This is a genomic window from Pimelobacter simplex (genome assembly GCF_024662235.1).
Classification (GTDB): domain Bacteria; phylum Actinomycetota; class Actinomycetes; order Propionibacteriales; family Nocardioidaceae; genus Nocardioides.
In genome coordinates, this window is sequence record NZ_CP096276.1 from 5,996,750 (window position 1) to 6,017,540 (window position 20,791).

A 20,791-nucleotide genomic window follows, 5' to 3' on the forward strand; every position below is an offset into this window, starting at 1 on the left:
CGGTCAGGTCCTCACTGGTTCGAGTTCGCGTTGAGGGCGTTGAGCTGGCTGGTCAGCCACGAGGACTGGCCCTGCAGCTGGGAGAGCGCCTTCTCCAGCGCGGTGTACTGGCGCTCCAGGGTGGCCCGGCGCAGCTCGAGCCGGCCGTCCCAGCGCTCGATGCTGTCGTTGAGCCGGGTCACGGTGACGTTGCGGCTGGTGATCGCCTGGGTGACGGTGCCGTCGTACTTGTCGCTGGCGGTCTCGGCGGCCTTCTGCAGCCGCGCCGCGAAGCCGTCGGTGCCGGTGAAGGCGGCCGCGGTGCCGGCCGGGTCGGCGGCGTAGGCGTCGGCGAACTTCTGGGTGTCGAAGGTGAGCTTGCCGTAGCGGTCGACCTGGATGCCGTACTTCGCCATCGAGGTGCCGTCGGCGGGGTAGATCGCGTCCGCGAGCGAGCTGGCGACGTCGCGCAGCGTGCTGTCGCCGGCCAGCACTCCCTTGGTGGTGAGGCTGTTGAGCGTCAGGTTGCCCATCTGCGTGATGAGCGCGTTGGCCTCGTCGACCAGCGACTTCACCGAGGCCGAGCGGCTCGCGGCGTCGCGGCTGACGGCGACCTCGGCGGTGCCGGTCGCCGTGGCGCCGAGCGTGATCGTGACGCCGGGGACGACGTCGGTGAAGGTGTTCGACGAGGACGTGGCGGTGATGCCGCCGATGTCGATGCTGGCGTCGCGGCCTGCCCGCGTGGTCGCGCCGCCGAGGAGGGGCGCGCCGGCGGAGTCGGTGAGCTCGAAGGTCCCCGCGGCGCCGGTGGTGGCGGACTCGACGAGGAGGCGGTACTGGTCGGTGCCGCCGGCGCTGCCGGTGCGGACCAGCGTGGCGCGCACGCCCGCGTCGGCGCCGTTGATCGCGGCGGCGAGCTCCTCGAGGGTGCCGTTCGCGGTGCTGATCGCGACGTCCGGCTGCCCGGCCCGCTTGAGGAGGACGCCGTTCGTGGCGCCCGTGACCTGGTCGGTCCTGGCGTGGGCGTCGGTGAACGCGAGCTGGTGGCTCAGCGCGGTCTGGCCGACGGTGACCGTGAAGGCCGCGGGGCTGGCGGTGCTGGTCGCGGTGACGGAGACCGCGGTGTTGCTGGACGTCGCGGCGAGGTTGGCCCACGCGCCGGTCGTCGTCGACTGCATGGTCTTCGCGGACGTCACCAGCGCCTGCAGCGCGGTGTTCACCTTCTGCAGGGCGGTGATCCGGCTCTGCTCGGTGGTGACCTGCGTCTTGAGCTTGGTCTGGGGGAGGGCCTCGAGCGCGATCAGCTGGTTGATGATGTCGGCCGTGTTCAGGCCACTGGCCAGTCCGCCGATGCTGCTGGTCGCTGCCATGGGGTTCGTCCTCCTGGGTGCGGGGGTGGGTCACACCCCCGGAAGTACCCGAGCGCCGGTGGGGCCGCCGGCCCCACCGGCGCTCGGTTGGTGCTGTGGTGCAGTACGAGGATCAGCCGCGGAGCAGCTGGAGCACGCCGTTCGGGGCCGAGTTGGCCTGGGCGAGCATCGCCGTACCGGCCTGGGAGAGGATCTGCGAGCGGGTGAGGCTCATCATCTCCTGGGCCATGTCGGTGTCGCGGATGCGTGACTCGGAGGCGGACAGGTTCTCGATCGCGACGTTGACGTTGTTGATCGTGTGCTCGAACCGGTTCTGGACCGCACCGAGCTCCGCACGCTGCGTGGAGACGGCGGTGATGGCGGTCTGGACGGCGTCGCTGCCACCGGCCGCGGTCAGGGTGCCGACCGCGGTGGTGAAGTCGGCCAGGGCGGTGGCGGAGACGGTGATGGTGTCCGCGTCCGCGTAGCCGACCTGGAAGTCCAGCGCGGTGCCGCCGAAGAGGGCGACGCCGTTGAACTTCGTGTTGTCCTTGATCCGGGTGATCTCGGCGTTCAGCTCGGTGACCTCGGCCTCGATGGCGGCCTGCGAGTCGGTGTTCTGGGTGCCGTTGTTGTACTGGACCGCGAGGTCGTTGATGCGCTGCAGCATCGAGTGGACCTCGGTGAGCGCACCTTCAGCGGTCTGCGCGACCGAGATGCCGTCCTGGGCGTTGCGGACCGCGACCTTGAGGCCACCGACCTGCGAGCGCAGGCCCTCGGAGATGGCCAGACCGGCGGCGTCGTCGGCGGCCCGGTTGATCCGGAAGCCGGACGACAGCTTCTCCATCGACTTCGAGAGCTGGTTCTGCGTCACCGACAGGTTGCGGTACGCGTTGGTCGCCTCGATGTTCTGGTTGATGCGAAGACCCATGATGTTTCCCTCCTGGAACTGAAAGGTCGTTTCTCGGGTGACCGTCCGTGGTCTCCCGTCGGGGTGGTGATCGGTCCCCGATCACCGCGCCTGAGAGGTTTTTCGGCAGTGGTTCTCAGGCGACGCTTCTCAGCCGACCGCGTCGAGCGGTACGACGACCCCGCCGTGCGCGCCCTGCGCGTGCCGTGCGGCCACGGCGGCGAAGTAGGACTCGCGCCGGCGCTGGGCGACGCCCCCGCTCTTGCCGTTCTGCTTGACCAGCGACGGCTCGAGCGCGTGGTTGAGCGCGTCGCGCAGCAGGGTGAGTGCCTCGGCCCGCATCTGCGAGATCCGCGAGTCGGTGACGCCGAGGTCGGCGGCGATGTCGGCCATCGGCCGCTCGGAGAAGAAGTAGTCCTGCACGACGACGCGCAGCCGCTCCGGCAGCTCCTCGATCGCCTCGCGCAGGTAGGTGAGCCGCTCGGCGTGCTCGATGAGCTCCTCGGGGGAGGGCGCGCGGGTGGCGACGAGCTCCTCGATGGGGGTGGCGCTCGATCCCTGCAGGGAGAGCACCTGGGCGCGCGAGACGTCGTCGTCGTTGGCGGCGACCTCGTCCTCGCTGAGGCCGGCCGCGCGGGCGACCTCGGCGACGGTCGGGGTGTGGCCGAGCACGCTGGCGAGCCGGCTGCGGGTCTCGGCGAGGTCGCGGGCCCGGCGGCGGACCGAGCGCGAGGCCCAGTCGACCGAGCGCAGCTCGTCGAGCAGCGCGCCGCGGATGCGGGTCGCGGCGTAGCGGTCGAACGGGACACCGCGGGACTCGTCGTACGCCTTGGCGGCGAGCACGAGCGCGGTCAGTCCGGCGGAGGTCAGGTCGTCCCGGCTGACGTGCGACGGCACCCGGCCCATCGTCTCCCGCACGATGTGGCCGACCAGAGGCATGTGGGTCGTGATCAGCTCGTCCGTCTCGTTCACGTGCACGACATTCCGGCCTCGCGTGGGCGTAGCGCAGCCCAATTGCGCCAAACGGGCCTATCGGTCCGGCAATACGGGACGGAGTCCCGGTACCCCCTGGTCACGACGAACCTCCGGGAGATGACCGTCCGGCTGAGGTAGATCGCCCGAGACCGCTCAGGTCGCCCTCACCCCGGGCGATGGGTAGGGCCGAGATCGCTCCACCGGGAGCGGACGGAAGGGCGTGGGATGGACAGGCTGTCGCAGATCCTGTGGCGCGAGCGGGAGCTCCTCGAGCTCCTGGCGTACAAGCTCGAGGTCGAACGCCTCGTGCTCGCCAGCGGCCGGACCCGATGGCTGGTCAACGCCACCCGCGAGATCGAGGTCCTGCTCGAGGACCTCCGCGCGACCGAGGTGCTGCGGGCGACCGCCGCCGACGAGGCTGCCGAGCAGCTCGGCCTCACCCCGAACCCGTCCCTGGCCGCCCTCGCCGAGGCCGCCGAGGAGCCGTGGCGCGGCATCCTGCTCGATCACCGCGACGCCCTCGTCGGGGTGGCACGCGAGATCGCGGAGACCTCCGAGGACGCCAAGGGCCTGATCACCGCGGGCTACCGCTCGGCCCGCGAGACGCTCCTGGCCATCGGCGGTACGTCGACCGCGAGCTACTCCGCGGCCGGTGCCGCGGTCGCCGACGCGCCCCGCTCGCACCTGCTGGACCGGAGCCTCTGATGGCCGGCTCGTTCGGCTCCATCGGCACCGCGCTGTCGGGCCTGCGCTACAACCAGGTCCTTCTCGACGTCGCGGGCAACAACATCTCCAACGCCGACACCGAGGGCTACGTCCGGCGTCGGGTGGTCGGCTCGTCCGTCAGCAGCGCGGTCCCCGCCCTGTGGTCGCGGTACGACGGCCACGGCGAGGGCGTCACCGTCGGCGAGGTCCGCCGCATGGTCGACCCGCTCCTCGACGCCCGGGTCCGGCGCGAGCACGGCATGCTGTCCTACCTGCAGACCACCAGCACGGTGCTGTCGCGGGTCGAGGAGGGCATCGGCGAGCCCGGTGCCAACGGCGTGCACGCCGCGATGCTCGACTTCCGCAATGCCTGGCAGGACCTGGCCACCAACCCCGGTGGCGCCGCCGCGCGCCAGCAGGTGCTCGGCCGGGCCGAGACGCTCGCCCAGGCGCTGCGGGTCCAGGTCTCCAACATCGCCGGCGAGGAGGCCGACCAGCAGGTCCACCTGACCAGCCTGGTTAGCGAGGTCAACACCGCCGCGACCGACCTCGCCGCGCTCAACCGCAGCATCCTCGTCACCGAGGCCAACGGGACCGACGCGGGCACCCTGCGCGACCGGCGCGACGTGCTCGCGCTGCGCCTGTCCGAGCTGACCGGCGCGACCACGACCGTGCGCCCCGACGGGCAGTTCGACGTCTCGGTGGCCGGCTCGCCCCTCGTCAGCGGTGACACGGCCAGCACGTTCACGATCGACCCCGCCGCGACGTACGGCGGCGCGGTCGGCGCCGTGCGCAACCTGCTCACGACCACCCTCCCGGCGTACCGGGCCGGGCTGGACGCGGTCGCCGCCGACCTCGCCAACGCCGTGAACGCCCAGCACGCACTGGGTTTCGACGCCAACGGCAACCCGGGCGGGGCGTTCTTCACGTTCGACCCGGCCGTCGGTGCCTCCAGCCTCCAGGTCGCGATCACCGACCCCAACCTGGTCGCCGCGTCCTCGCTCGGCGGCACCGCCCGCAACGGCGACAACGCCGACGCGCTCAGCCGCGTGGGCACCTACGCCGACGCGTACCAGAAGCTCGTCAACGGCTTCGGCACCCAGGTCGCCGCCGTCGGCCGGCAGACCGCCAACCAGGCCGCCCTGACCGGCTCCCTCGACGACGCGTGGGAGCAGCAGGCCGGCGTCAACCTCGACGAGGAGACGGTCACCATGCTGACCGCGCAGCGTGCCTACGAGGCCGCCGCACGGCTGCTGACCACGCTCGACGAGGTCCTGGACACGCTGATCAACCGCACCGGCATCGTCGGTCGCTAGGACAGGGAGAACGATGAGCATCGGGCGCGTCACCCAGCGGATGCTGACCGAGGGATCGCTGAGCCACCTCCAGCAGGGCCTCGGCCGGCTGGCCCGGCTGCAGGAGCAGCTGTCCACCGGCAAGGTCATCAACCGGCCCTCCGACAACCCCACCGGGACCACCGCCGCGATGCGGATGCGCGGCTCGATGGCGGACCAGACGCAGTACTCCCGCAACGCGCAGGACGGCCTCGGCTGGCTGACCCAGATCGACAGCGCGCTCGACTCGGTGACCTCCACGGTGCGCCGGGCCCGCGACCTCGCCCTCCAGGGCGCCAACGCCTCGGCGTCCGGCCAGGTCGCGCGCGACGCGCTCGCCACCGAGGTCGAGGGACTCCGCAAGGAGCTGCTCTCGCGCGCCAACACGACGTACCTGGACAGCCCGGTGTTCGGCGGCGTCACCGCCGGGCGCACGGCGTACGACGCGAGCGGCAACTACGTCGGGACCGTCGGCGACGTCAACCGCCGGGTCGCCGAGGGAGTCGTCGTCAAGGTCGACCTCGACGGCCCCGCGGTCTTCGGCGACGGCGCCACCTCGGTCTTCGCCGAGCTCGACGCCCTCGCCACGGCACTGCGCACCGGGGACAAGACGGGCATCAGCAACGCCATCACGACGCTCAACACGCGGATCGAGACCATCACCGCCGGCCGGACCGCGGCCGGCACCCGCTACCAGCGGCTCGAGCAGGCCGACCAGGCCGCGGGCGACGCCAAGATCTCGCTCGACAAGCAGCTCAGCATGGTCGAGAACGCCGACCTGGCCGAGACCACCGTCGCGCTCAAGCTCCAGGAGGTCGCCTACCAGGCCGCCCTCGGGGCGACCTCGCGCGTGCTGCAGCCCAGCCTCATCGACTTCCTGCGATGATCGCGACCATGGACATCCCCGTCATCGAGCTCGCTCACCCGATGCCCGGCTTCCCTGCCGACGAGCGCTTCGCGCTGGTCCGGCTCGACGACACCGGTGTCCTCCACGGGTTCCGCTCGCTCGACAGCGACGACCTGCAGTTCGTCGTCGTCCCGCCGGCGCCGTTCTTCCCGGACTACGCGCCGGAGATCGCCGACGAGGTCGCCGACGAGCTCGGTATCTCGTCCGACTCGGCCGACGAGGTCCTCGTGCTCCTCGTCGTCCGCGCGGGCGCCACGCTCGCGGACACGACGGTCAACCTCCGGGCTCCGCTCGTGGTCAACCCGGCCACCCGGCGCGCCAGCCAGGTGATCCTGGACGACGCCGAGCTGCCCCTGGCGGCACCGCTCGTCGCCTGACGGATCGTCGTCTTGCGCAGGGCAGCGGGGTCGTCGCTGTCCGGTGCACGGCGTTCGTGGTGCGGTGGTCCTCCCATCGCGCTTCGTGCGCCGACGCAGGAGGATCTCGGATGTCCGACCAGAGCACCACGCCCCCTCACTCCAGGTTCGCCGAGCGCCGGGTGATCGTCACCGGGGCGGCCGGATGTCCCCGGCCGTGCCGGGGTTGATGGCTCCCGACGACATCGCGGCAGCGGTGCTCTACCTGGCCTCGGACGCGGCCGCGTCCGTCACCGGCGCGAACCTCGTCGTCGACCGCGGCACCCTGTGGTGACCGCCGACGGCCGAACGGGCGCCTCGCGGGACGGCGCCGTGCCTGTCGTTGGGACAAGGGGGTTCTCAGCCCGCTAGCCTCGTTCCGTGCTGGTTCTCTCGCGCCGTGTCGGCGAAAGCGTCGTCATCGGCGACGGATCGCCCGAGGCCGTGACGATCACCGTCCTCGAGGTGCGCGGCGACGTCGTACGGATCGGCATCGACGCCCCCCGCTCGGTCGCCGTCCACCGCGCCGAGCTGTTGGCCCAGCTCGCGGACGCCAACGCCGACGCGGCCTCGCCCTCCGAGAGCGCCGTGGCGTCGCTGAGCGAGGCCCTGCGGGGCACCGAACCCGCACGCGACTGAATCCCCCCTCGTACAGGCCGAAAGTCCCGACTCCCTTTACGCGTCTCATCCGTCCACTCGCCGCGCCGAAAGGACGGTCGTGGACGACGACGCCGAGATCATCGCCGAGTTCCTCGTGGAGTCCCACGAGAACCTCGACCAGCTGGACCGTGATCTCGTCGAGCTCGAGCGCCAGCCCGACTCGCGCGAGCGGCTCTCGAGCATCTTCCGCACGATCCACACGATCAAGGGGACGAGCGGCTTCCTGGCGTTCAACCGCCTGGAGGCGCTGACCCACGTCGGCGAGACCCTGCTCTCGCGGCTGCGCGACGGCGAGACGGTGATGACCCCGCCGATCGCCGAGGCGCTCCTGAGCATGGTGGACACGGTCCGCGCGCTGCTCGGCGCCATCGAGCAGAGCGGTACGGACGTCGACCCCACCGTCGCCGTCGACCCGGTCGTCGCGGTGCTGGAGGGGCTGCTCGCCGAGCCCGAGCCCGAGGTCCAGCCCGCGCCCGAGGCCCAGCCCGCGCCCGAGCCCGCGCCGGTCGCCGTCGAGCCGGAGCCCGAGCCCGTCGTCGCCGCCCCCGAGCCGACCGAGCCCGCCGAGCCCGCCGAGCCCGCCGAGCCGACCGAGCCCGAGCCGGAGCGCCGCACCGTCGTCGACGCCTCCGTCCGCGTGGACGTCGACCTCCTCGACGACCTCGTCGACCTGGTCGGCGAGCTCGTCCTGACCCGCAACCAGCTCCTCCAGCGCAGCCTCGGCTCCGCCGACGTCGAGCTCGTGCGCGCCAGCCAGCGCCTCGACCTCGTCGCGAGCGAATTGCAGGAGTCGGTGATGAAGACCCGGATGCAGCCCATCGGCCAGGTCTGGTCCAAGCTCCCGCGCGTCGTGCGGGACCTGTCCCACCAGCTCGGCCGCGAGGTCGAGCTGGTCATGGACGGCCACGAGACCGAGCTCGACCGCAGCCTCCTGGAGGCGGTCAAGGACCCGCTCACCCACCTGGTGCGCAACTCGCTCGACCACGGCATCGAGCCCCCCGACGTACGACGGGCCGCCGGCAAGCCGGCCAAGGGCACGCTGAGCCTGCGCGCCTACCACGAGTCCGGCCAGGTCGTCGTCGAGATCGCGGACGACGGCAAGGGCATCGATCCCGCCAAGATCGGCGCGATCGCCGTCGAGCGCGGGATCATCACGCGCGACCAGCTCGCCCGGATGGACCAGCGCGACGTGCTGGGCCTGATCTTCCGCCCCGGCTTCTCGACGGCCGCCGCGGTCTCCAACATCTCCGGTCGCGGCGTCGGCATGGACGTCGTGCGCACCAACATCGAGCGCATCGGCGGCAGTGTCGACGTGTCCTCCGAGCCCGGCACCGGTACGACGACGCGCGTCCGGATCCCGCTCACGCTGGCGATCATCCCGGCCCTGGTGGTGGGGGAGGGCGGCGAGCGCTACGCGATCCCGCAGGCCAACCTGGTCGAGCTGGTCCGCATCGAGGGCGACGACGTACGCCGCCAGGTGGAGCGGATCGCCGGAGCCGCCGTGCTGCGGCTGCGCGGCAAGCTGCTCCCGCTGGTGTCGTTGGCCGAGACGCTGGGCGGTGCGCAGCCCGCGCCCGACGAGGCGCTGACCGTGGTGGTCCTGCAGTCCGACGACCTGCGCTTCGGCCTGTGCGTCTCGGAGGTGCACGACACCCAGGAGATCGTGGTCAAGCCGATCGGCCGCCAGCTCAAGGGGCTGTCGACGTACGCAGGAGCGACGATCATGGGCGACGGCCGGGTGGCGCTGATCCTCGACGTCGCCGGGATCGCCGGTGCGGCGGGCGTGACCGCCGTCCAGGACGAGGCCGCCGACACCCGGGCCGGCGTGGCCGACGACCGGCAGGCGCTGCTGGTGCTGGAGGTCGCCGACGGCCGGCGTGCCGCGCTGCCGCTGGCGGCCGTGGCCCGGCTCGAGGAGTTCGCCCGCGACCGCGTGGAGCGGAGCGGGACGGCCGAGGTGGTGCAGTACCGCGACGGCATCCTGCCGTTGGTCCGGCTCGCCGCGGCGATCGGCCTGCCCGACACCAGCGACCGCGGCGAGCAGATCAGCGTGGTGGTCCACGAGACGGCCGATGCGGCCGCCGGTGCGGTCGGCATCGTCATCGACCGGGTCCTCGACGTCGTCGAGGTGGCGGTCACCGCCAGCCAGGTCGGCCGGCGCAGCGGCGTCAGCGGCAGCGCCGTCGTCCAGGACCGGGTCACCGACCTGGTCGACCTCGCTGCCGTCGTCGCCCGTTCGGGGGTGTCGGCATGAGCACCGAGCAGCTCTGCACGTTCTGGGTCTCCGACCTGCTCTTCGGGGTGGCGGTCGAAGAGGTGCAGGAGGTCATCCGGCACCAGCCGATGACGCCTGTGCCGCGCGCGGACGAGGCCGTCCGCGGGCTGATCAACCTGCGCGGCCAGATCGTCACGGCGGTCGACCTGCGCGTCCGGCTCGGTCTCCCCCCACGGGATGCCGAGCGCCTACCGATGAACGTGATCGTCCGCAGTCGCGGCGAGGTGGTCAGCCTCCTCGTCGACGACATCGGCGACGTCATCGACACCGCCGGCGTGGATCCCCAGCCGGCGCCCTCGAACCTGCCGCGAGAGGTGCAGGACGTCGTGCGCGGGGTGCGCCCCCTGCCCGACTCCATCCTGCTCGTCCTCGACGCAGACCGCGCGGTCGACGTGAACGCCGCGCCCGACAACCCCGGAGGAAACCCGTGACCGAGATCCTGGACGCGCCGGTGAACGGCACCGGTCCCGCCAAGAGGACGACCAAGGCCGCGGCTCCGGCCGCGGCGTCCGCTGACTACACGCTGTACGACGCCATGGAGGCCGGCGCGTTCGTCGTCGACCCCGACTACCGGATCCGGTTCGTCAACAGCACCGCGCGGCGCGAGCTCGCCGCGGGCGGCCCGGACATCCCGCAGGTCGACCCGGACACCCTGGTCGGCATGTCGTTCGAGGCGATCTACACCCACGAGGAGCTGGGCGCCGCGGTGACCGCGACCGCGGCCCGGCTGCCGTTGAGCGACCGGGTCACGGGCGAGAACTCGATCCACGACGTGCTGCTCAGCGCGATCCACGACGCGTCTGGCACGTACCTCGGCGCGCTCGTCACGTTCGAGAACGTGACCGAGAAGGTCCAGGCCGAGCGCGAGATGGCGGTCGCCACCTCGATGATGGAGAACTCGCCGACGAACATGATGTTCGCCGACCGCGACTTCATCATCCGCTACATGAACCCGGCCTCCCTGGAGACCCTGCGCGGGCTCGAGGAGCACCTGCCGGTCCGTGCGGACGAGATCGTCGGCTCCAGCCTCGACGTCTTCCACAAGAACCCCGCCTACCAGCGCGGTCTGCTCGCGACCGCCGACCACCTGCCGCGGCGCGCGGACATCAAGGTCGGCCCCGAGACCCTGGACCTGCTGGTCTCCGCGATCCGCGACACCTCCGGCGAGTACGTCGGCGCGATGGCCACCTGGGACGTGATCACCGACCGGCTGCGCACCGAGCGCGAGCGTGCGGAGTCGGCGGCCGACACCTCGGCGGTCAACAAGATCCTCGCCACGCTGGGCTCCGCGCAGGACGTCGAGGCCGCCGTGCAGAGCACCCTCGACACGGTCCGCGGCGAGTTCGGCTGGGCCTACGGCTCGTACTGGAAGGTCGACCCGGCCGACCGGCTGCTCAAGTTCGACCGCGAGTCGGGCGACGCGGGCCCGGAGTTCCGCAGGGTCACGCTGCAGGCCTCGTTCGCCGAGGGCACGGGCCTCTCCGGCCGGGCCTGGGCCCAGCGCGACCTCTACTTCACCCGCGACATCGGCGAGATGACCGACTGCGTGCGGGCTCCCGTCGCCCAGCAGGTCGGCGTGAAGTCGGGCGTCTGCTTCCCGATCATGGTCGCCGGCGAGGTCGTCGGCACGATGGACTTCTTCGCCACCGAGACCCTCGACCCCAGCCCGCAGCGCCTCGAGTCGCTGCGCAACGTCGGGCGCCTCGTGTCCCAGGCGGTCAGCCGGATCGAGCGCGAGACCCGGGAGCGGGCCGAGGCGGCCGAGCTGGCGGGCAAGGTCGAGCAGATGCTCGACGTCGTCTCGGCCGCGGCCGGCGGCGACCTGACCCGCACCCTCGACATCGAGGGCGACGACGCGGTCGGCCGGGTCGCCGAGGGCCTGCGCACGCTGCTCGGCACGCTGCGCACCAGCATGGGCAATATCGGCGGTACGGCGGAGTCCCTGGCCGCCGCGGCCGACCAGCTCACCTCGCTCTCCGAGGGCATGGGCGAGGGCGCGACCACGACCTCCGACCGGGCGGCGTCCGCGTCGAGCGCGTCGGTCCAGGTCTCGGCGTCCATCCAGACCGTGGCCACCGCGGCCGAGGAGATGACCGCCTCGATCCGCGAGATCGCCAAGAACGCCACGGAGGCGGCCACCGTCGCCACCGACGCGGTGACCGTCGCCTCCGAGGCGCAGGGCACCGTCGCCTCGCTGGGGGAGTCGAGCGCCGAGATCGGCCAGGTCATCAAGGTGATCACCTCGATCGCCCAGCAGACCAACCTCCTCGCCCTCAACGCGACCATCGAGGCCGCCCGGGCCGGCGACGCCGGCAAGGGCTTCGCGGTCGTCGCGAACGAGGTCAAGGAGCTGGCCAAGGAGACGGCCCGCGCCACCGAGGAGATCGGCCAGAAGATCGAGGCCATCCAGAGCGACACCCAGGGCGCCGTCTCGGCGATCAGCCGGATCGCCGACGTGATCGCGCGGATCAACGAGATCCAGTCGACGATCGCCTCCGCGGTGGAGGAGCAGACCGCCACCACCAACGAGATCGCGCGCTCGGTGACCGAGGCCGCGGCCGGCGCCAACGGCATCGCCGAGGACGTCACCCAGGTCGCCACCGCCGCCGCCCACACCCGCGAGGGTGCGGAGCAGACGCTGACCTCCGCCACCGAGCTGACCGGCATGGCCGGCGAGCTGCGCGAGATGGTCGGCCGCTTCACCCTCTGAGGGGCCGAGCTGACGTACAAAACTCACGCCTGGCCGACGAACCTTCGTCGGCCAGGCGTGAGTTTCGCCGGTCGACCGGCGAAACTTGCGAGGCGCTCAGCCCACGCGGCGCTCGGCGGTGTAGCCGCCCGGCACGACCGGCGCCGGGGCGGCGGCCGGGGTGCTGACCGGGCTCGACGTGGTCGCACTCTCCGCGCCCCGCAGCCGGACCGCGAGGAGCGCGGCCTGGGTGCGGTGCTGGAGCCCGAGCCGGCTGAGCAGCCCGGTGACGTGGTTCTTGACCGTCTTCTCGGCGAGGTAGAGCTGCTCGGCGATCTGGCGGTTGGTCATGCCCTCGGCGATGAGGAAGAAGATCTTGCGCTGCTGCGGGGTCAGCTCGCACACGACGTCGAGCGAGCGGCGCTGCATCTCCATCTGCTCCACCACCCGGCTCGCGACCGCGGGGTCGATGAGCGAGTGGCCGCCGGCGACGAGCTTGATGCCGTTGAGCAGCGAGTTGCCCTCGATCTTCTTGAGCACGTAGCCCGAGGCGCCGGCGAGGATGGCCGCCGAGATGGCGTCCGGGTCGTCGTACGTCGTGAGGATGAGGCCCTTGATCTCGGGGTCGACGGCGCGCATCTCGCGGCACACGTCGACGCCGGTGCCGTCGGCGAGGTTGGCGTCCAGCACGGCGACGTCCGGCCGCAGCTCGAGGATCTCGCGCAGCGCGACGCTGGCGCTGCCGGTCTGCCCGACCACCTCCAGCTCCGGGTCCGTGGACAGGAGGCTGGCGACGCCCCGGCGGACGACCTCGTGGTCGTCGACGATGTACACGCGAATCGGATTCTGAGCTGCCACGGAACGATTCTGGGGCACCGCGCCGAGAACATCGAGACCTGTCACCAAGGTCCGGCCGGTGGGCCCAGGCGGATGGTCAGTTGGAACTAGTCACCGGGGATCGATCGGCCGGGGCGCGCGTGCGCTCAGCGGACGCGGAGATCGGCGAGGGCCGCGGAGACGTCGCGCTCGCTGCGGCGCAGCGCCTCGAGCAGCGCCACGATGTCCTGGGTCGTGAGCCGGTCGTCGCCCTGCGGGGGAGCCAGCCACTCCTCGGCCTCGGCGGCCGTGATCCGGGTCCCGATCTCGAGCCGGTACGACGTGTCGGCCGGCTCGAACGCGATGTCGGCCACGACGGCGGTGAAGTGCTCGTCGGCCTCGGGGTCGTGGACGACGACGTGCTCGCCCGGCTCGAGGCCGCGGATGAGTCCCTGTTCGACGTGGCTGACCGCAAATGAGCGGCTGCGACGCGTGAACGGGCTCAAAGCCACGACGATCTGCTCCACCACGACCTCCGCCGGAGAGACTCCGGATGATGCGGGCGCCGGTTGCGCCCTTCCTCTAGTAAAACCCTCGAACGACCCGTCCGTTATGGGAATCGTCGTCCTCTCCTTGGTGATTCTTCGGAACCATGGTGACTAGTCATTCCGGGTGGTGTCCCTCCCTGAAAGAGGCTATGTTCGAGAAGAACGCTGCACGCAGCACGTGGCCAAGCCCACCGCCACATCACTTCCGATTCCGGGAGTAGACCGTGTCCACCGTTACTGCCTTCAAACCTCTCGATGTCGGTCCGGCCGAGCGCAAGGCCCGCACCGCCCGACTTCTCGCCGCCGCCCGTGATCTCACGGGCGCCGAGCGCGATCGCCTCCTCGAGGAGGTCATCGTGCTCAACATCCCGGTCGCCCGTTCTCTCGCGTCGCGCTACCGCAACCGCGGTCAGGGCCTCGACGAGCTCGAGCAGGTGGCCTGCCTCGCCCTGACCCGCGCGGTCCAGGGCTTCGACCCCGAGCGCGGTGACGACCTCCTGGTCTTCGCCGTGCCGAGCATCCTGGGCGAGCTGAAGAGACACTTCCGCTCGGTCTCCTGGGCGGTCCGGCCCCCGCGCCGGATCCAGGAGATCCGGCCGCGCCTGGTCGCCGCCGAGGACGAGCTCACCCAGCAGCTCGGCCGGCCGCCCCACGCCGACGAGCTCGCCGACGAGCTCGCCTGCCCGGTCACCGAGGTCGAGGAGGCCTGGTCCTGCGGGGACCTGGCCCACGCCGCCTCGCTGGACGAGCCGATCGCCGCGACCGGAAGCCCGCTCGGCGACCTGCTGCCGGACGACGACCCCGGTTTCGAGCGCAGCGAGGCCGTGGTGATGCTCGGCCCGGCCTGCCGCCGGCTCAAGCCGCGCGACCGGTGGATCCTGCGGATGCGGTTCTACGAGCAGCTCACCCAGCAGGAGATCGCCGACGAGCTCGGTGTCACCCAGGTCCAGGTCTCGCGCCTCCTCCAGCGGATCTTCACCGACCTGCGGCGCTCGCTCGGCCACGAGGACCGCGCGCCCTCCGCCGCCTAGCCGCAGCGGCCGCCTAGGCCGCAGAGGCCGCAGAGTCCGCGCAGCCGGACGGGACGGCGGTTCGCCGCCGTCCCGCCCGTGCGCCGGTGTGCGATCACGACCCCGATTCGGGATAGTGGTGCTCGCAGACGGCGTTGTCGCCGTCCGCACCGACCGCGGAGGAACGATGACGACGCAACGGGCGGAAGCGCCCCGCCAGACCGGGCGATTCGTGTACCACGTCGCCACGGAGGCCTGGGAGTGGGACGACGACGTCTCGGCGATCCACGGCTACGCGCCGGGCGAGGCCGAGCCCACGACCGAGCTGATCATGCAGCACAAGCACGAGCAGGACCGCCCGCTCTTCCAGGCCACGCTGAGCCAGGCCATCGCCGACGGCGAGCCGTTCAACGTCTACTACCGGATCCTGGTCCACGACCAGGTCCGCTACGTCGTGCTCGCCGGCGAGGGTCAGTACGACGGCGACCGCTCCGGCGGCCGCGCCGACCGCCTGGTCGGCTACTACCTCGACCTCACCCCCGAGCTGGAGGCCGAGACCAGCGCCGCCGCCGACGCCGCGGTGGCGGCCTCGGCCAAGGCGCGCGACACGATCGAGCAGGCCAAGGGCATCCTGATGCTCGGCTACGGCCTCGACGCCGACGCGGCCTTCGCCATGCTCAAGTGGTGGTCGCGCAACCGCAACGTCAAGGTGCGGGAGGTCGCCGAGCGGCTGATCCAAGTGGCTCGGGAGGGGCATGTCAGCCACCCGGGTCTGCGCCGTCTGCTGGACGCGCTGCTCGACGACCTCACCGCCAGCCGAACGCACTGACGGCTCCGTCGGCCGTACCCGGGTCGGCGGACGGTATCCGGGTACCGGACGCGCATGGACCGCCGGGACCGGCCGCCGCAGCAGATCACCCGCAACCTCAACGAGCTGCTGCAGGAGCTGCGCGTCATGCAGACGGGCGTGCAGATCCTCACCGGCTTCCTGCTCACGGTGCCCTTCACCGAGCGGTTCACGTCGCTGACCGGCTTCCAGCAGCGGGTGTACCTCGGCATCCTCGTCGCGGCGGTGCTCACCACCCTCGTGATCGTCGCGCCCGTCTGCTACCACCGCCTCCTGTTCCGGCAGGGCGAGCGGGACTGGATCGTGCGGGCCGCGCACCTGTGCGGCCTGGCTGGGCTGGCCGGCCTGGCGCTCGTCTCCACCGCGGTGGTGCTGCTGGTCTTCGACGTCGTCCTCGGCCGGACCGAGGCCCTGACCGCCGCGGCGGCGGTCGCGCTGGCGTTCATCGTGATGTGGGCGGTGGTCCCGCTCTCCGGGCGGGACCGCCCACGGTGAGCGTGCTCGGCGTACGACCGCCGTCGCGGTGTCCCTCGGCCCCGTCTTCCTTCCGGGAGCGCGGGTAACGAGGGTTCATGCCCCGCAAGACCCCCGGACCCAGTGTCAAGAACCCCGACGCCTACGAGGCGCTGCGCGACGACGGCGCCAGCAAGGAGAAGGCCGCCCGGATCTCCAACGCCATGGCTGCCGAGGGTGCCTCGACGGTCGGCCGCCGCGGCGGCAAGGCCGAGCCCTACGAGGAGTGGACCGTCGCCGAGCTGCGCAAGCGCGCCAGCGAGCTCGGCATCGAGGGCCGCTCGTACATGAAGAAGGCGCGCCTGGTCAGGGCGCTGCGCGAGCACTAGCCCGCGCGGCTGCCCCGCGGGCTATATCCAGCGGGAGAACCAGATCCGGTCGAGCCACTCCCGGTGCGTCAGCATCTGGTTGGTCCAGATCGGGTAGAACCACGCGAAGTTCACCAGCGTCAGGATCACGAACGCCCCACCCACGATCACCCCCGCCGTACGACGTGCCGAGGGCGCGCGCGAGGGCCCGATCAGGGTCCCGATGCTGAGCGTGATCGCGATGACGGTGAAGGGCAGCACGGCGATCGCGTAGAACAGGAAGATCGGGCGTTCGTCGTACATGAGCCAGGGCAGCCAGGTCGACAACGCCCCGACCACCGCCAGTCCGTAGCGCCAGTCGCGCGCGCCGATCCACATCACGACCGAGAACAGCAGCGCGACGACGCCGCCCCACCACAGCACGGGCGTGGGGATGAGCAGGACCTGCTTGATGCAGTCGCTGCCGGCGGGGGCGTCGCAGCCCGGCGTGCTCGGCGGGATGTCGTTGGTGACGGCCACCCCGACGGGCCGGTTGATGAGCAGCCACCCCGACGGTTTCGACTCGTAGAAGTGCGTCGAGCAGTTCAGGAAGTGCGTGTGGAACGTGTAGACGTCCTGGTGGTAGTACCAGAGCGAGCGCAGCGACTGCCACACCTCGCCCAGGCCGCTCGCGTCCTTCTCGGTCGCGGTCGGCCACTTCTTGGAGGTGTCGAGGTTCGTGGCGACGTAGGAGTCGTCGTCCTTGGCGCAGTGGCCCTGCCCCGTGTACTGGCGGTACTGCGTCGAGCTGAGGTGCTCCTCGTACTGGTCGGCGTGCGCGAGCCAGCCGCCCCAGGTGGCGATGTAGACGAGGATCGCGACGATCACCAGCTGCAGGAACGCCGGGATGCCGTCGACGAGCGCGCCCTTGGCGACGGCCCAGCGGATGCCGAGCGAGCGGCGCGCGTTGGCGCTCCACAGCCAGCACATCACGCCCAGCGCGGCGAGGGGGTAGGCCGCCGTCCACTTGGTCCCGATCGCGAGGCCGAAGCAGACGCCGGCGGCGAGCAGCCACGGCCGGAACAGGATCCGCGGGCCCCACCCGCTCAGCGCCACCCCGTCGTCCGTACGACGGGCGAGCCTGGCCAGTCGTGCTCGGTGCCAGTCGCGGTCCGCGACGAGGCAGGACACCGCACAGAGCAGGAACAGCGCGAGGAAGATGTCGAGCAACGCCAGCCGCGACAGCACGAAGTGCAGGCCGTCGAGCATGAGCAGCGTGCCGGCGACGCAGCCGAGCATGGTGGACCCGGTCATCCGGCGGACCAGGCGGCAGATCACCAGCACCATCAGCGCGCCCGCGACGGCGGAGGCGATCCGCCAGCCGAACGGGTCCATGCCGAAGGCCTTCTCGCCGAGCGCGATCAGCCACTTGCCGACGTCCGGGTGCACCGCGAGCGACGGGTCGCCGGTCCAGATCCCCTGGGTGTGCCCGGAGAGGATGTCGGCGTTGATGTCGGTCTTGGTGTTGCCGTCGGCGTCGGCGACGTAGGTCTGGATGTAGCCGTTGTTGAGCAGCGACCACGCGTCCTTGGCGTAGTACGTCTCGTCGAAGGCGAACCGGTGCGGGTTGCCGAGCCCGACCACCCGCAGCGCGAACGCCAGCAGGGTGAGCGCGATCGGGGCGAGCCAGCCGACGAGCTTCTCGCGGCGCCCGAGCCGGCGCAGCGGGTTCACCGCGCGTTCGACGGCCAGCGGCACGCGCTGCCCGAGCGCGGTGCGGGAGAGGCCGGTCACGGTCACGATGCGGAAGCCTACGCAACCGGTCTGCAAGGATCGGGACGTGAGTGGAGTCCTGGTGCTGGCGGGCACGCCGATCGGTCAGGTGGGCGACGCCCCGCCCCGGCTCGCCGCCGAGCTCGCGGGCGCCGATGTGGTCGCTGCCGAGGACACCCGCCGCCTGCGCCGCCTGGTCACCGACCTCGGCATCGAGCTCAGCGGGCGCGTGGTGTCGTACTTCGAGGGCAACGAGGCCGCGCGGACGCCGTCGCTCGTCGAGGCGCTGGTCGCCGGCGAGCGCGTGGTGCTGGTGACCGACGCGGGGATGCCGAGTGTCTCCGACCCGGGCTACCGCCTGGTCGCGGCGGCGGTCGAGGCCGGCGTACGGGTGACCGCGGTGCCCGGGCCGTCCGCCGTCCTCACGGCGCTGGCCGTGTCGGGACTGCCGGTCGACCGGTTCTGCTTCGAGGGCTTCCTGCCGCGCAAGGCGGGGGAGCGGTCCCGGCGGCTCGCGGACCTCGCCGGCGAGCAGCGCACGATGGTGTTCTTCGAGGCGCCGCACCGCACCGAGGCCGCGCTGGCCGCGATGCGCGACGCCTTCGGCCCCGACCGGGCCGCCGTCGTGTGCCGGGAGCTGACCAAGACCCACGAGGAGGTACGCCGCGACGGGCTCGCCGCGCTCGTCGACTGGGCGGCCGAGGGGATCCGCGGCGAGGTGACCATCGTCGTCACCGGCGCGACCCCCGGCACCGCCGTCGCCTCCGACCCGGACAGCCTGCGTGCGGCCGTGGCCGCGCTCGAGGAGTCCGGCATGCGGCGCAAGGAGGCGATCGCCGCGGTCGCCGTGCAGGCTGGACTCCCCAAGCGCGACGTCTACCAGGTGGTGCACATCGATGGTTGAGCTCACGACCCCGGCCCGGATCACGACCGTCCAGCGCGACGGCCTCGTGCTCGACGTCCTCGACGAGGGCCCGATCGACGGTGAGGTCGTGGTGCTGCTCCACGGCTTCCCCGAGCGTGCCGACTGCTGGCGCCTGGTGGCGCCGATCCTCCGCGAGGCGGGCTACCGCACGCTCGCGATGGACCAGCGCGGCTACTCCCGAGGCGCCCGTCCGAAGCGGCGCCGCGACTACCGGATGACCGAGCTGCTCGGCGACGTCCGCGCGCTCGCCGAGCAGGCCGGCGGCCGGGTGCACGTCGTGGGCCACGACTGGGGAGCCATCCCCGCCTGGCTCATCGCGATGCACCACCCCGAGCTCGTCGCGAGCCTCACGGCCGTGTCGGTGCCGCACCCGCAGGCGTTCCTGACCTCGATGGTGCGCTCCACCCAGGGCCTGAAGTCCTGGTACATGCTGGCGTTCCAGGTGCCCTTCCTGCCCGAGCGGCTGGCCCGCACGCCCGGCGGCTTCCTCGACAAGCAGCTGCGGACCGCCGGCATGACCGCCGACGACATCGCCCGCTTCCGCGCGGAGATCGTCGACGACGGCGCGCTGACCACCGCGCTCCACTGGTACCGCGCGCTGCCGCTGGCCGACCCGCGGCTGACCCGGCGCAAGGTCACCGTGCCGACCACGATGGTGTGGAGCGACGACGACATCGCGCTGGGTCGCTGGGGCGTCGAGCGCACCGCGGGCCTGGTGGACGCGCCGTACCGGTTCGTCGAGCTCAACGGGATCTCGCACTGGATCCCCACCCAGGCGCCCGAGGCGCTGGCCTCGGCGATCCTCGACCGCGTCCGCTCCACGGCGTCGTGAGCACCGACGAGCGTCCGCCCGTCCCGGAGCCGCTGCCGCACCCCGTCGTCGACAACCACTGCCACCTCGACATCGGCCGGGGCGATGCGCCCTGGGACGCGCGCGAGGCGATCGACGCCGCGGCCGCGGTCGGCGTACGCCGGATCGTGCAGATCGGCTGCGACCTGCCCGGCGCCCGCTGGGCGGTCGCCGCGGCCGAGGAGCACCCCGAGCTCGTCGCCGGGGTCGCGCTGCACCCCAACGAGGCGCCGCGGATCCTCGAGCACGACGGCCGTGCCGCCCTGGAGGCCGCGTGGGACGAGATCGAGCGGCTCGCCGGCGCCCACCCCAAGGTGCGCGCGGTGGGGGAGACCGGTCTCGACTCGTTCCGCACTGGGGACGACGGCCGCGCGGTGCAGGTGGAGTCGTTCCGCCGCCACGTCGACCTGGCCAAGCGGCTCGACAAGACGCTCGTCATCCACGACCGCGAGACCCACGACGAGGTCCTCGAGGTGCTCGACAGCGAGAGTGTGCCGGACCGCTGGGTGATGCACTGCTTCTCCGGCGACGCGGCGTTCGCGCGGGCCTGCCTGGACCGCGGTGCCTATCTCTCGTTCGCGGGGACGGTGACCTTCAAGAACGCGGCGCCGCTGCGCGAGGCGCTGCGGATCGTGCCGCGCGACCGGCTTCTCGTCGAGACCGACGCGCCCTACCTGACGCCGATGCCCTACCGCGGGCGCACCAATGCGTCGTACCTGGTGCCGGTGACGGTGCGCGCGATGGCGGCCGAGCGGGGCGAGGACCTGGGCGAGCTGTGCGGCGCGATCGACGCTGCGACCGAGGCTGCGTTCGGTGGTTCCTGGTAGTTCCTGGGAATTCCGGGGGCTGTGACAGGTGTGACGGATGGGGCGTTCTCGGCGTGACTCCGCTCACCGCGACCCGCCGGAAGACCCCTCGCCAAGTTGCAATCCGCCCCTGACTCACGTTGTGGTGGACGACTGAAGGCCGGGATCGGAGGCAGTTTCGACCGTCCAGCTCACTCGGGAACGAGCTGGTCGGGCCGAGGCCCGGGGAGTACGACGT

Annotated in this window: 22 protein-coding genes; 16 read left to right on the forward strand and 6 right to left on the reverse strand. The window is 71.9% G+C overall.

Features of this window, described 5'->3' with window-relative positions; translation table 11 throughout:
* Positions 1–11 precede the first annotated feature (11 nt).
* From fliD to M0M48_RS29460, 3 genes are all read right to left on the reverse strand, one after another.
* Positions 12–1,349, reverse strand: coding sequence for a flagellar filament capping protein FliD (gene fliD, locus M0M48_RS29450; RefSeq protein ID WP_257753847.1), 1,338 nt, complete (start codon positions 1,347–1,349; stop codon positions 12–14).
* Between the two features lie 112 nt (positions 1,350–1,461).
* Positions 1,462–2,259 carry a flagellin N-terminal helical domain-containing protein gene (locus tag M0M48_RS29455; protein WP_215813337.1) on the reverse strand — a complete coding sequence of 266 codons (798 nt, stop codon included), beginning with the start codon at positions 2,257–2,259 and terminating at the stop codon, positions 1,462–1,464.
* Between the two features lie 129 nt (positions 2,260–2,388).
* Positions 2,389–3,210: a sigma-70 family RNA polymerase sigma factor gene (locus tag M0M48_RS29460; RefSeq protein ID WP_257753848.1), complete on the reverse strand. Its 822-nt coding sequence runs from the start codon at positions 3,208–3,210 to the stop codon at positions 2,389–2,391.
* Positions 3,211–3,438: 228 nt separating this feature from the next.
* On the opposite strand from M0M48_RS29460, the gene flgN reads away from it, so the two are divergent.
* The 9 genes from flgN to M0M48_RS29505 all read left to right on the forward strand — a co-directional run bounded on the left by flgN (position 3,439) and on the right by M0M48_RS29505 (position 12,199).
* Positions 3,439–3,918, forward strand: coding sequence for a flagellar export chaperone FlgN (gene flgN / locus M0M48_RS29465; RefSeq protein WP_215813336.1), 480 nt, complete (start codon positions 3,439–3,441; stop codon positions 3,916–3,918).
* A complete protein-coding gene (flgK, locus tag M0M48_RS29470; RefSeq protein ID WP_257753849.1) occupies positions 3,918–5,234 on the forward strand; it encodes a flagellar hook-associated protein FlgK in 1,317 nt (438 codons plus the stop codon). The genes flgN and flgK overlap by 1 nt, the downstream gene beginning before the upstream one ends.
* A 13-nt stretch (positions 5,235–5,247) precedes the next feature.
* Entirely contained in the window at positions 5,248–6,138 is an 891-nt protein-coding gene (flgL, locus tag M0M48_RS29475; protein WP_215813334.1) for a flagellar hook-associated protein FlgL, read from the forward strand.
* A complete protein-coding gene (fliW, locus tag M0M48_RS29480) occupies positions 6,135–6,536 on the forward strand; it encodes a flagellar assembly protein FliW (RefSeq protein ID WP_215813333.1) in 402 nt (133 codons plus the stop codon). The genes flgL and fliW overlap by 4 nt, the downstream gene beginning before the upstream one ends.
* A 184-nt stretch (positions 6,537–6,720) precedes the next feature.
* Positions 6,721–6,849 carry an SDR family oxidoreductase gene (locus M0M48_RS29485; RefSeq protein ID WP_308220357.1) on the forward strand — a complete coding sequence of 43 codons (129 nt, stop codon included), beginning with the start codon at positions 6,721–6,723 and terminating at the stop codon, positions 6,847–6,849.
* Positions 6,850–6,935: 86 nt separating this feature from the next.
* Entirely contained in the window at positions 6,936–7,193 is a 258-nt protein-coding gene (gene csrA / locus M0M48_RS31150; protein WP_445323396.1) for a carbon storage regulator CsrA, read from the forward strand.
* Between the two features lie 79 nt (positions 7,194–7,272).
* Positions 7,273–9,468 carry a chemotaxis protein CheA gene (locus tag M0M48_RS29495; RefSeq protein ID WP_257753850.1) on the forward strand — a complete coding sequence of 732 codons (2,196 nt, stop codon included), beginning with the start codon at positions 7,273–7,275 and terminating at the stop codon, positions 9,466–9,468.
* Entirely contained in the window at positions 9,465–9,920 is a 456-nt protein-coding gene (locus M0M48_RS29500; RefSeq protein ID WP_215813325.1) for a chemotaxis protein CheW, read from the forward strand. Before M0M48_RS29495 ends, M0M48_RS29500 begins: the two co-directional genes overlap by 4 nt.
* Entirely contained in the window at positions 9,917–12,199 is a 2,283-nt protein-coding gene (locus tag M0M48_RS29505) for a methyl-accepting chemotaxis protein (RefSeq protein ID WP_257753851.1), read from the forward strand. Before M0M48_RS29500 ends, M0M48_RS29505 begins: the two co-directional genes overlap by 4 nt.
* Positions 12,200–12,295: 96 nt before the next feature.
* On the opposite strand, the gene M0M48_RS29510 is transcribed toward M0M48_RS29505, so the two are convergent.
* Both M0M48_RS29510 and M0M48_RS29515 read right to left on the reverse strand, forming a co-directional pair.
* Complete coding sequence (locus M0M48_RS29510; protein WP_257753852.1) at positions 12,296–13,012, reverse strand: response regulator; 717 nt, start codon at positions 13,010–13,012, stop codon at positions 12,296–12,298.
* A gap of 149 nt (positions 13,013–13,161) precedes the next feature.
* Positions 13,162–13,521: a hypothetical protein gene (locus M0M48_RS29515; protein ID WP_215813322.1), complete on the reverse strand. Its 360-nt coding sequence runs from the start codon at positions 13,519–13,521 to the stop codon at positions 13,162–13,164.
* Between the two features lie 245 nt (positions 13,522–13,766).
* On the opposite strand from M0M48_RS29515, the gene M0M48_RS29520 reads away from it, so the two are divergent.
* From M0M48_RS29520 to M0M48_RS29535, 4 genes are all read left to right on the forward strand, one after another.
* Positions 13,767–14,573 carry a sigma-70 family RNA polymerase sigma factor gene (locus M0M48_RS29520; RefSeq protein ID WP_257753853.1) on the forward strand — a complete coding sequence of 269 codons (807 nt, stop codon included), beginning with the start codon at positions 13,767–13,769 and terminating at the stop codon, positions 14,571–14,573.
* A gap of 166 nt (positions 14,574–14,739) precedes the next feature.
* On the forward strand, positions 14,740–15,381 hold the full coding sequence (locus M0M48_RS29525; RefSeq protein WP_215813320.1) for a PAS and ANTAR domain-containing protein: 642 nt from the start codon (positions 14,740–14,742) through the stop codon (positions 15,379–15,381).
* A 54-nt stretch (positions 15,382–15,435) separates the two neighbouring features.
* Positions 15,436–15,894: a DUF6328 family protein gene (locus tag M0M48_RS29530; RefSeq protein WP_215813319.1), complete on the forward strand. Its 459-nt coding sequence runs from the start codon at positions 15,436–15,438 to the stop codon at positions 15,892–15,894.
* A 77-nt stretch (positions 15,895–15,971) separates the two neighbouring features.
* Positions 15,972–16,241, forward strand: a complete 270-nt coding sequence (locus tag M0M48_RS29535) for a DUF7218 family protein (RefSeq protein ID WP_257753854.1) — start codon at positions 15,972–15,974, stop codon at positions 16,239–16,241.
* Positions 16,242–16,262: 21 nt separating this feature from the next.
* On the opposite strand, the gene M0M48_RS29540 is transcribed toward M0M48_RS29535, so the two are convergent.
* Positions 16,263–17,999 (reverse strand): dolichyl-phosphate-mannose--protein mannosyltransferase, encoded by a 1,737-nt coding sequence (locus M0M48_RS29540; protein WP_257753855.1) that lies wholly within the window; start codon positions 17,997–17,999, stop codon positions 16,263–16,265.
* Between the two features lies 1 nt (position 18,000).
* On the opposite strand from M0M48_RS29540, the gene rsmI reads away from it, so the two are divergent.
* Genes rsmI through M0M48_RS29555 form a run of 3 tightly spaced genes read left to right on the forward strand, consistent with a single transcriptional unit; the run spans position 18,001 to position 20,574 of the window.
* Entirely contained in the window at positions 18,001–18,876 is an 876-nt protein-coding gene (gene rsmI, locus M0M48_RS29545) for a 16S rRNA (cytidine(1402)-2'-O)-methyltransferase (protein ID WP_257753856.1), read from the forward strand.
* The gene (locus M0M48_RS29550; protein ID WP_257753857.1) at positions 18,869–19,729 is read left to right on the forward strand and encodes an alpha/beta fold hydrolase; all 861 of its coding nucleotides are present in this window, start codon (positions 18,869–18,871) and stop codon (positions 19,727–19,729) included. The genes rsmI and M0M48_RS29550 overlap by 8 nt, the downstream gene beginning before the upstream one ends.
* Positions 19,726–20,574 carry a TatD family hydrolase gene (locus M0M48_RS29555; protein WP_257753858.1) on the forward strand — a complete coding sequence of 283 codons (849 nt, stop codon included), beginning with the start codon at positions 19,726–19,728 and terminating at the stop codon, positions 20,572–20,574. Before M0M48_RS29550 ends, M0M48_RS29555 begins: the two co-directional genes overlap by 4 nt.
* The last annotated feature ends 217 nt before the right edge of the window (positions 20,575–20,791 follow it).

Bases quoted from the DNA above. Each gene is read 5' to 3' on its own strand.
- rsmI (WP_257753856.1), top strand. From the start codon at position 18,001: ATGCGGAAGCCTACGCAACCGGTCTGCAAGGATCGGGACGTGAGTGGA.
- fliD (WP_257753847.1), bottom strand. From the start codon at position 1,349: ATGGCAGCGACCAGCAGCATCGGCGGACTGGCCAGTGGCCTGAACACG.
- M0M48_RS29500 (WP_215813325.1), top strand. From the start codon at position 9,465: ATGAGCACCGAGCAGCTCTGCACGTTCTGGGTCTCCGACCTGCTCTTC.
- M0M48_RS29535 (WP_257753854.1), top strand. From the start codon at position 15,972: ATGCCCCGCAAGACCCCCGGACCCAGTGTCAAGAACCCCGACGCCTAC.
- M0M48_RS29485 (WP_308220357.1), top strand. From the start codon at position 6,721: ATGTCCCCGGCCGTGCCGGGGTTGATGGCTCCCGACGACATCGCGGCA.
- flgN (WP_215813336.1), top strand. From the start codon at position 3,439: ATGGACAGGCTGTCGCAGATCCTGTGGCGCGAGCGGGAGCTCCTCGAG.
- M0M48_RS29530 (WP_215813319.1), top strand. From the start codon at position 15,436: ATGGACCGCCGGGACCGGCCGCCGCAGCAGATCACCCGCAACCTCAAC.
- M0M48_RS29455 (WP_215813337.1), bottom strand. From the start codon at position 2,259: ATGGGTCTTCGCATCAACCAGAACATCGAGGCGACCAACGCGTACCGC.
- M0M48_RS29550 (WP_257753857.1), top strand. From the start codon at position 18,869: ATGGTTGAGCTCACGACCCCGGCCCGGATCACGACCGTCCAGCGCGAC.
- fliW (WP_215813333.1), top strand. From the start codon at position 6,135: ATGATCGCGACCATGGACATCCCCGTCATCGAGCTCGCTCACCCGATG.
- flgK (WP_257753849.1), top strand. From the start codon at position 3,918: ATGGCCGGCTCGTTCGGCTCCATCGGCACCGCGCTGTCGGGCCTGCGC.
- M0M48_RS29525 (WP_215813320.1), top strand. From the start codon at position 14,740: ATGACGACGCAACGGGCGGAAGCGCCCCGCCAGACCGGGCGATTCGTG.
- flgL (WP_215813334.1), top strand. From the start codon at position 5,248: ATGAGCATCGGGCGCGTCACCCAGCGGATGCTGACCGAGGGATCGCTG.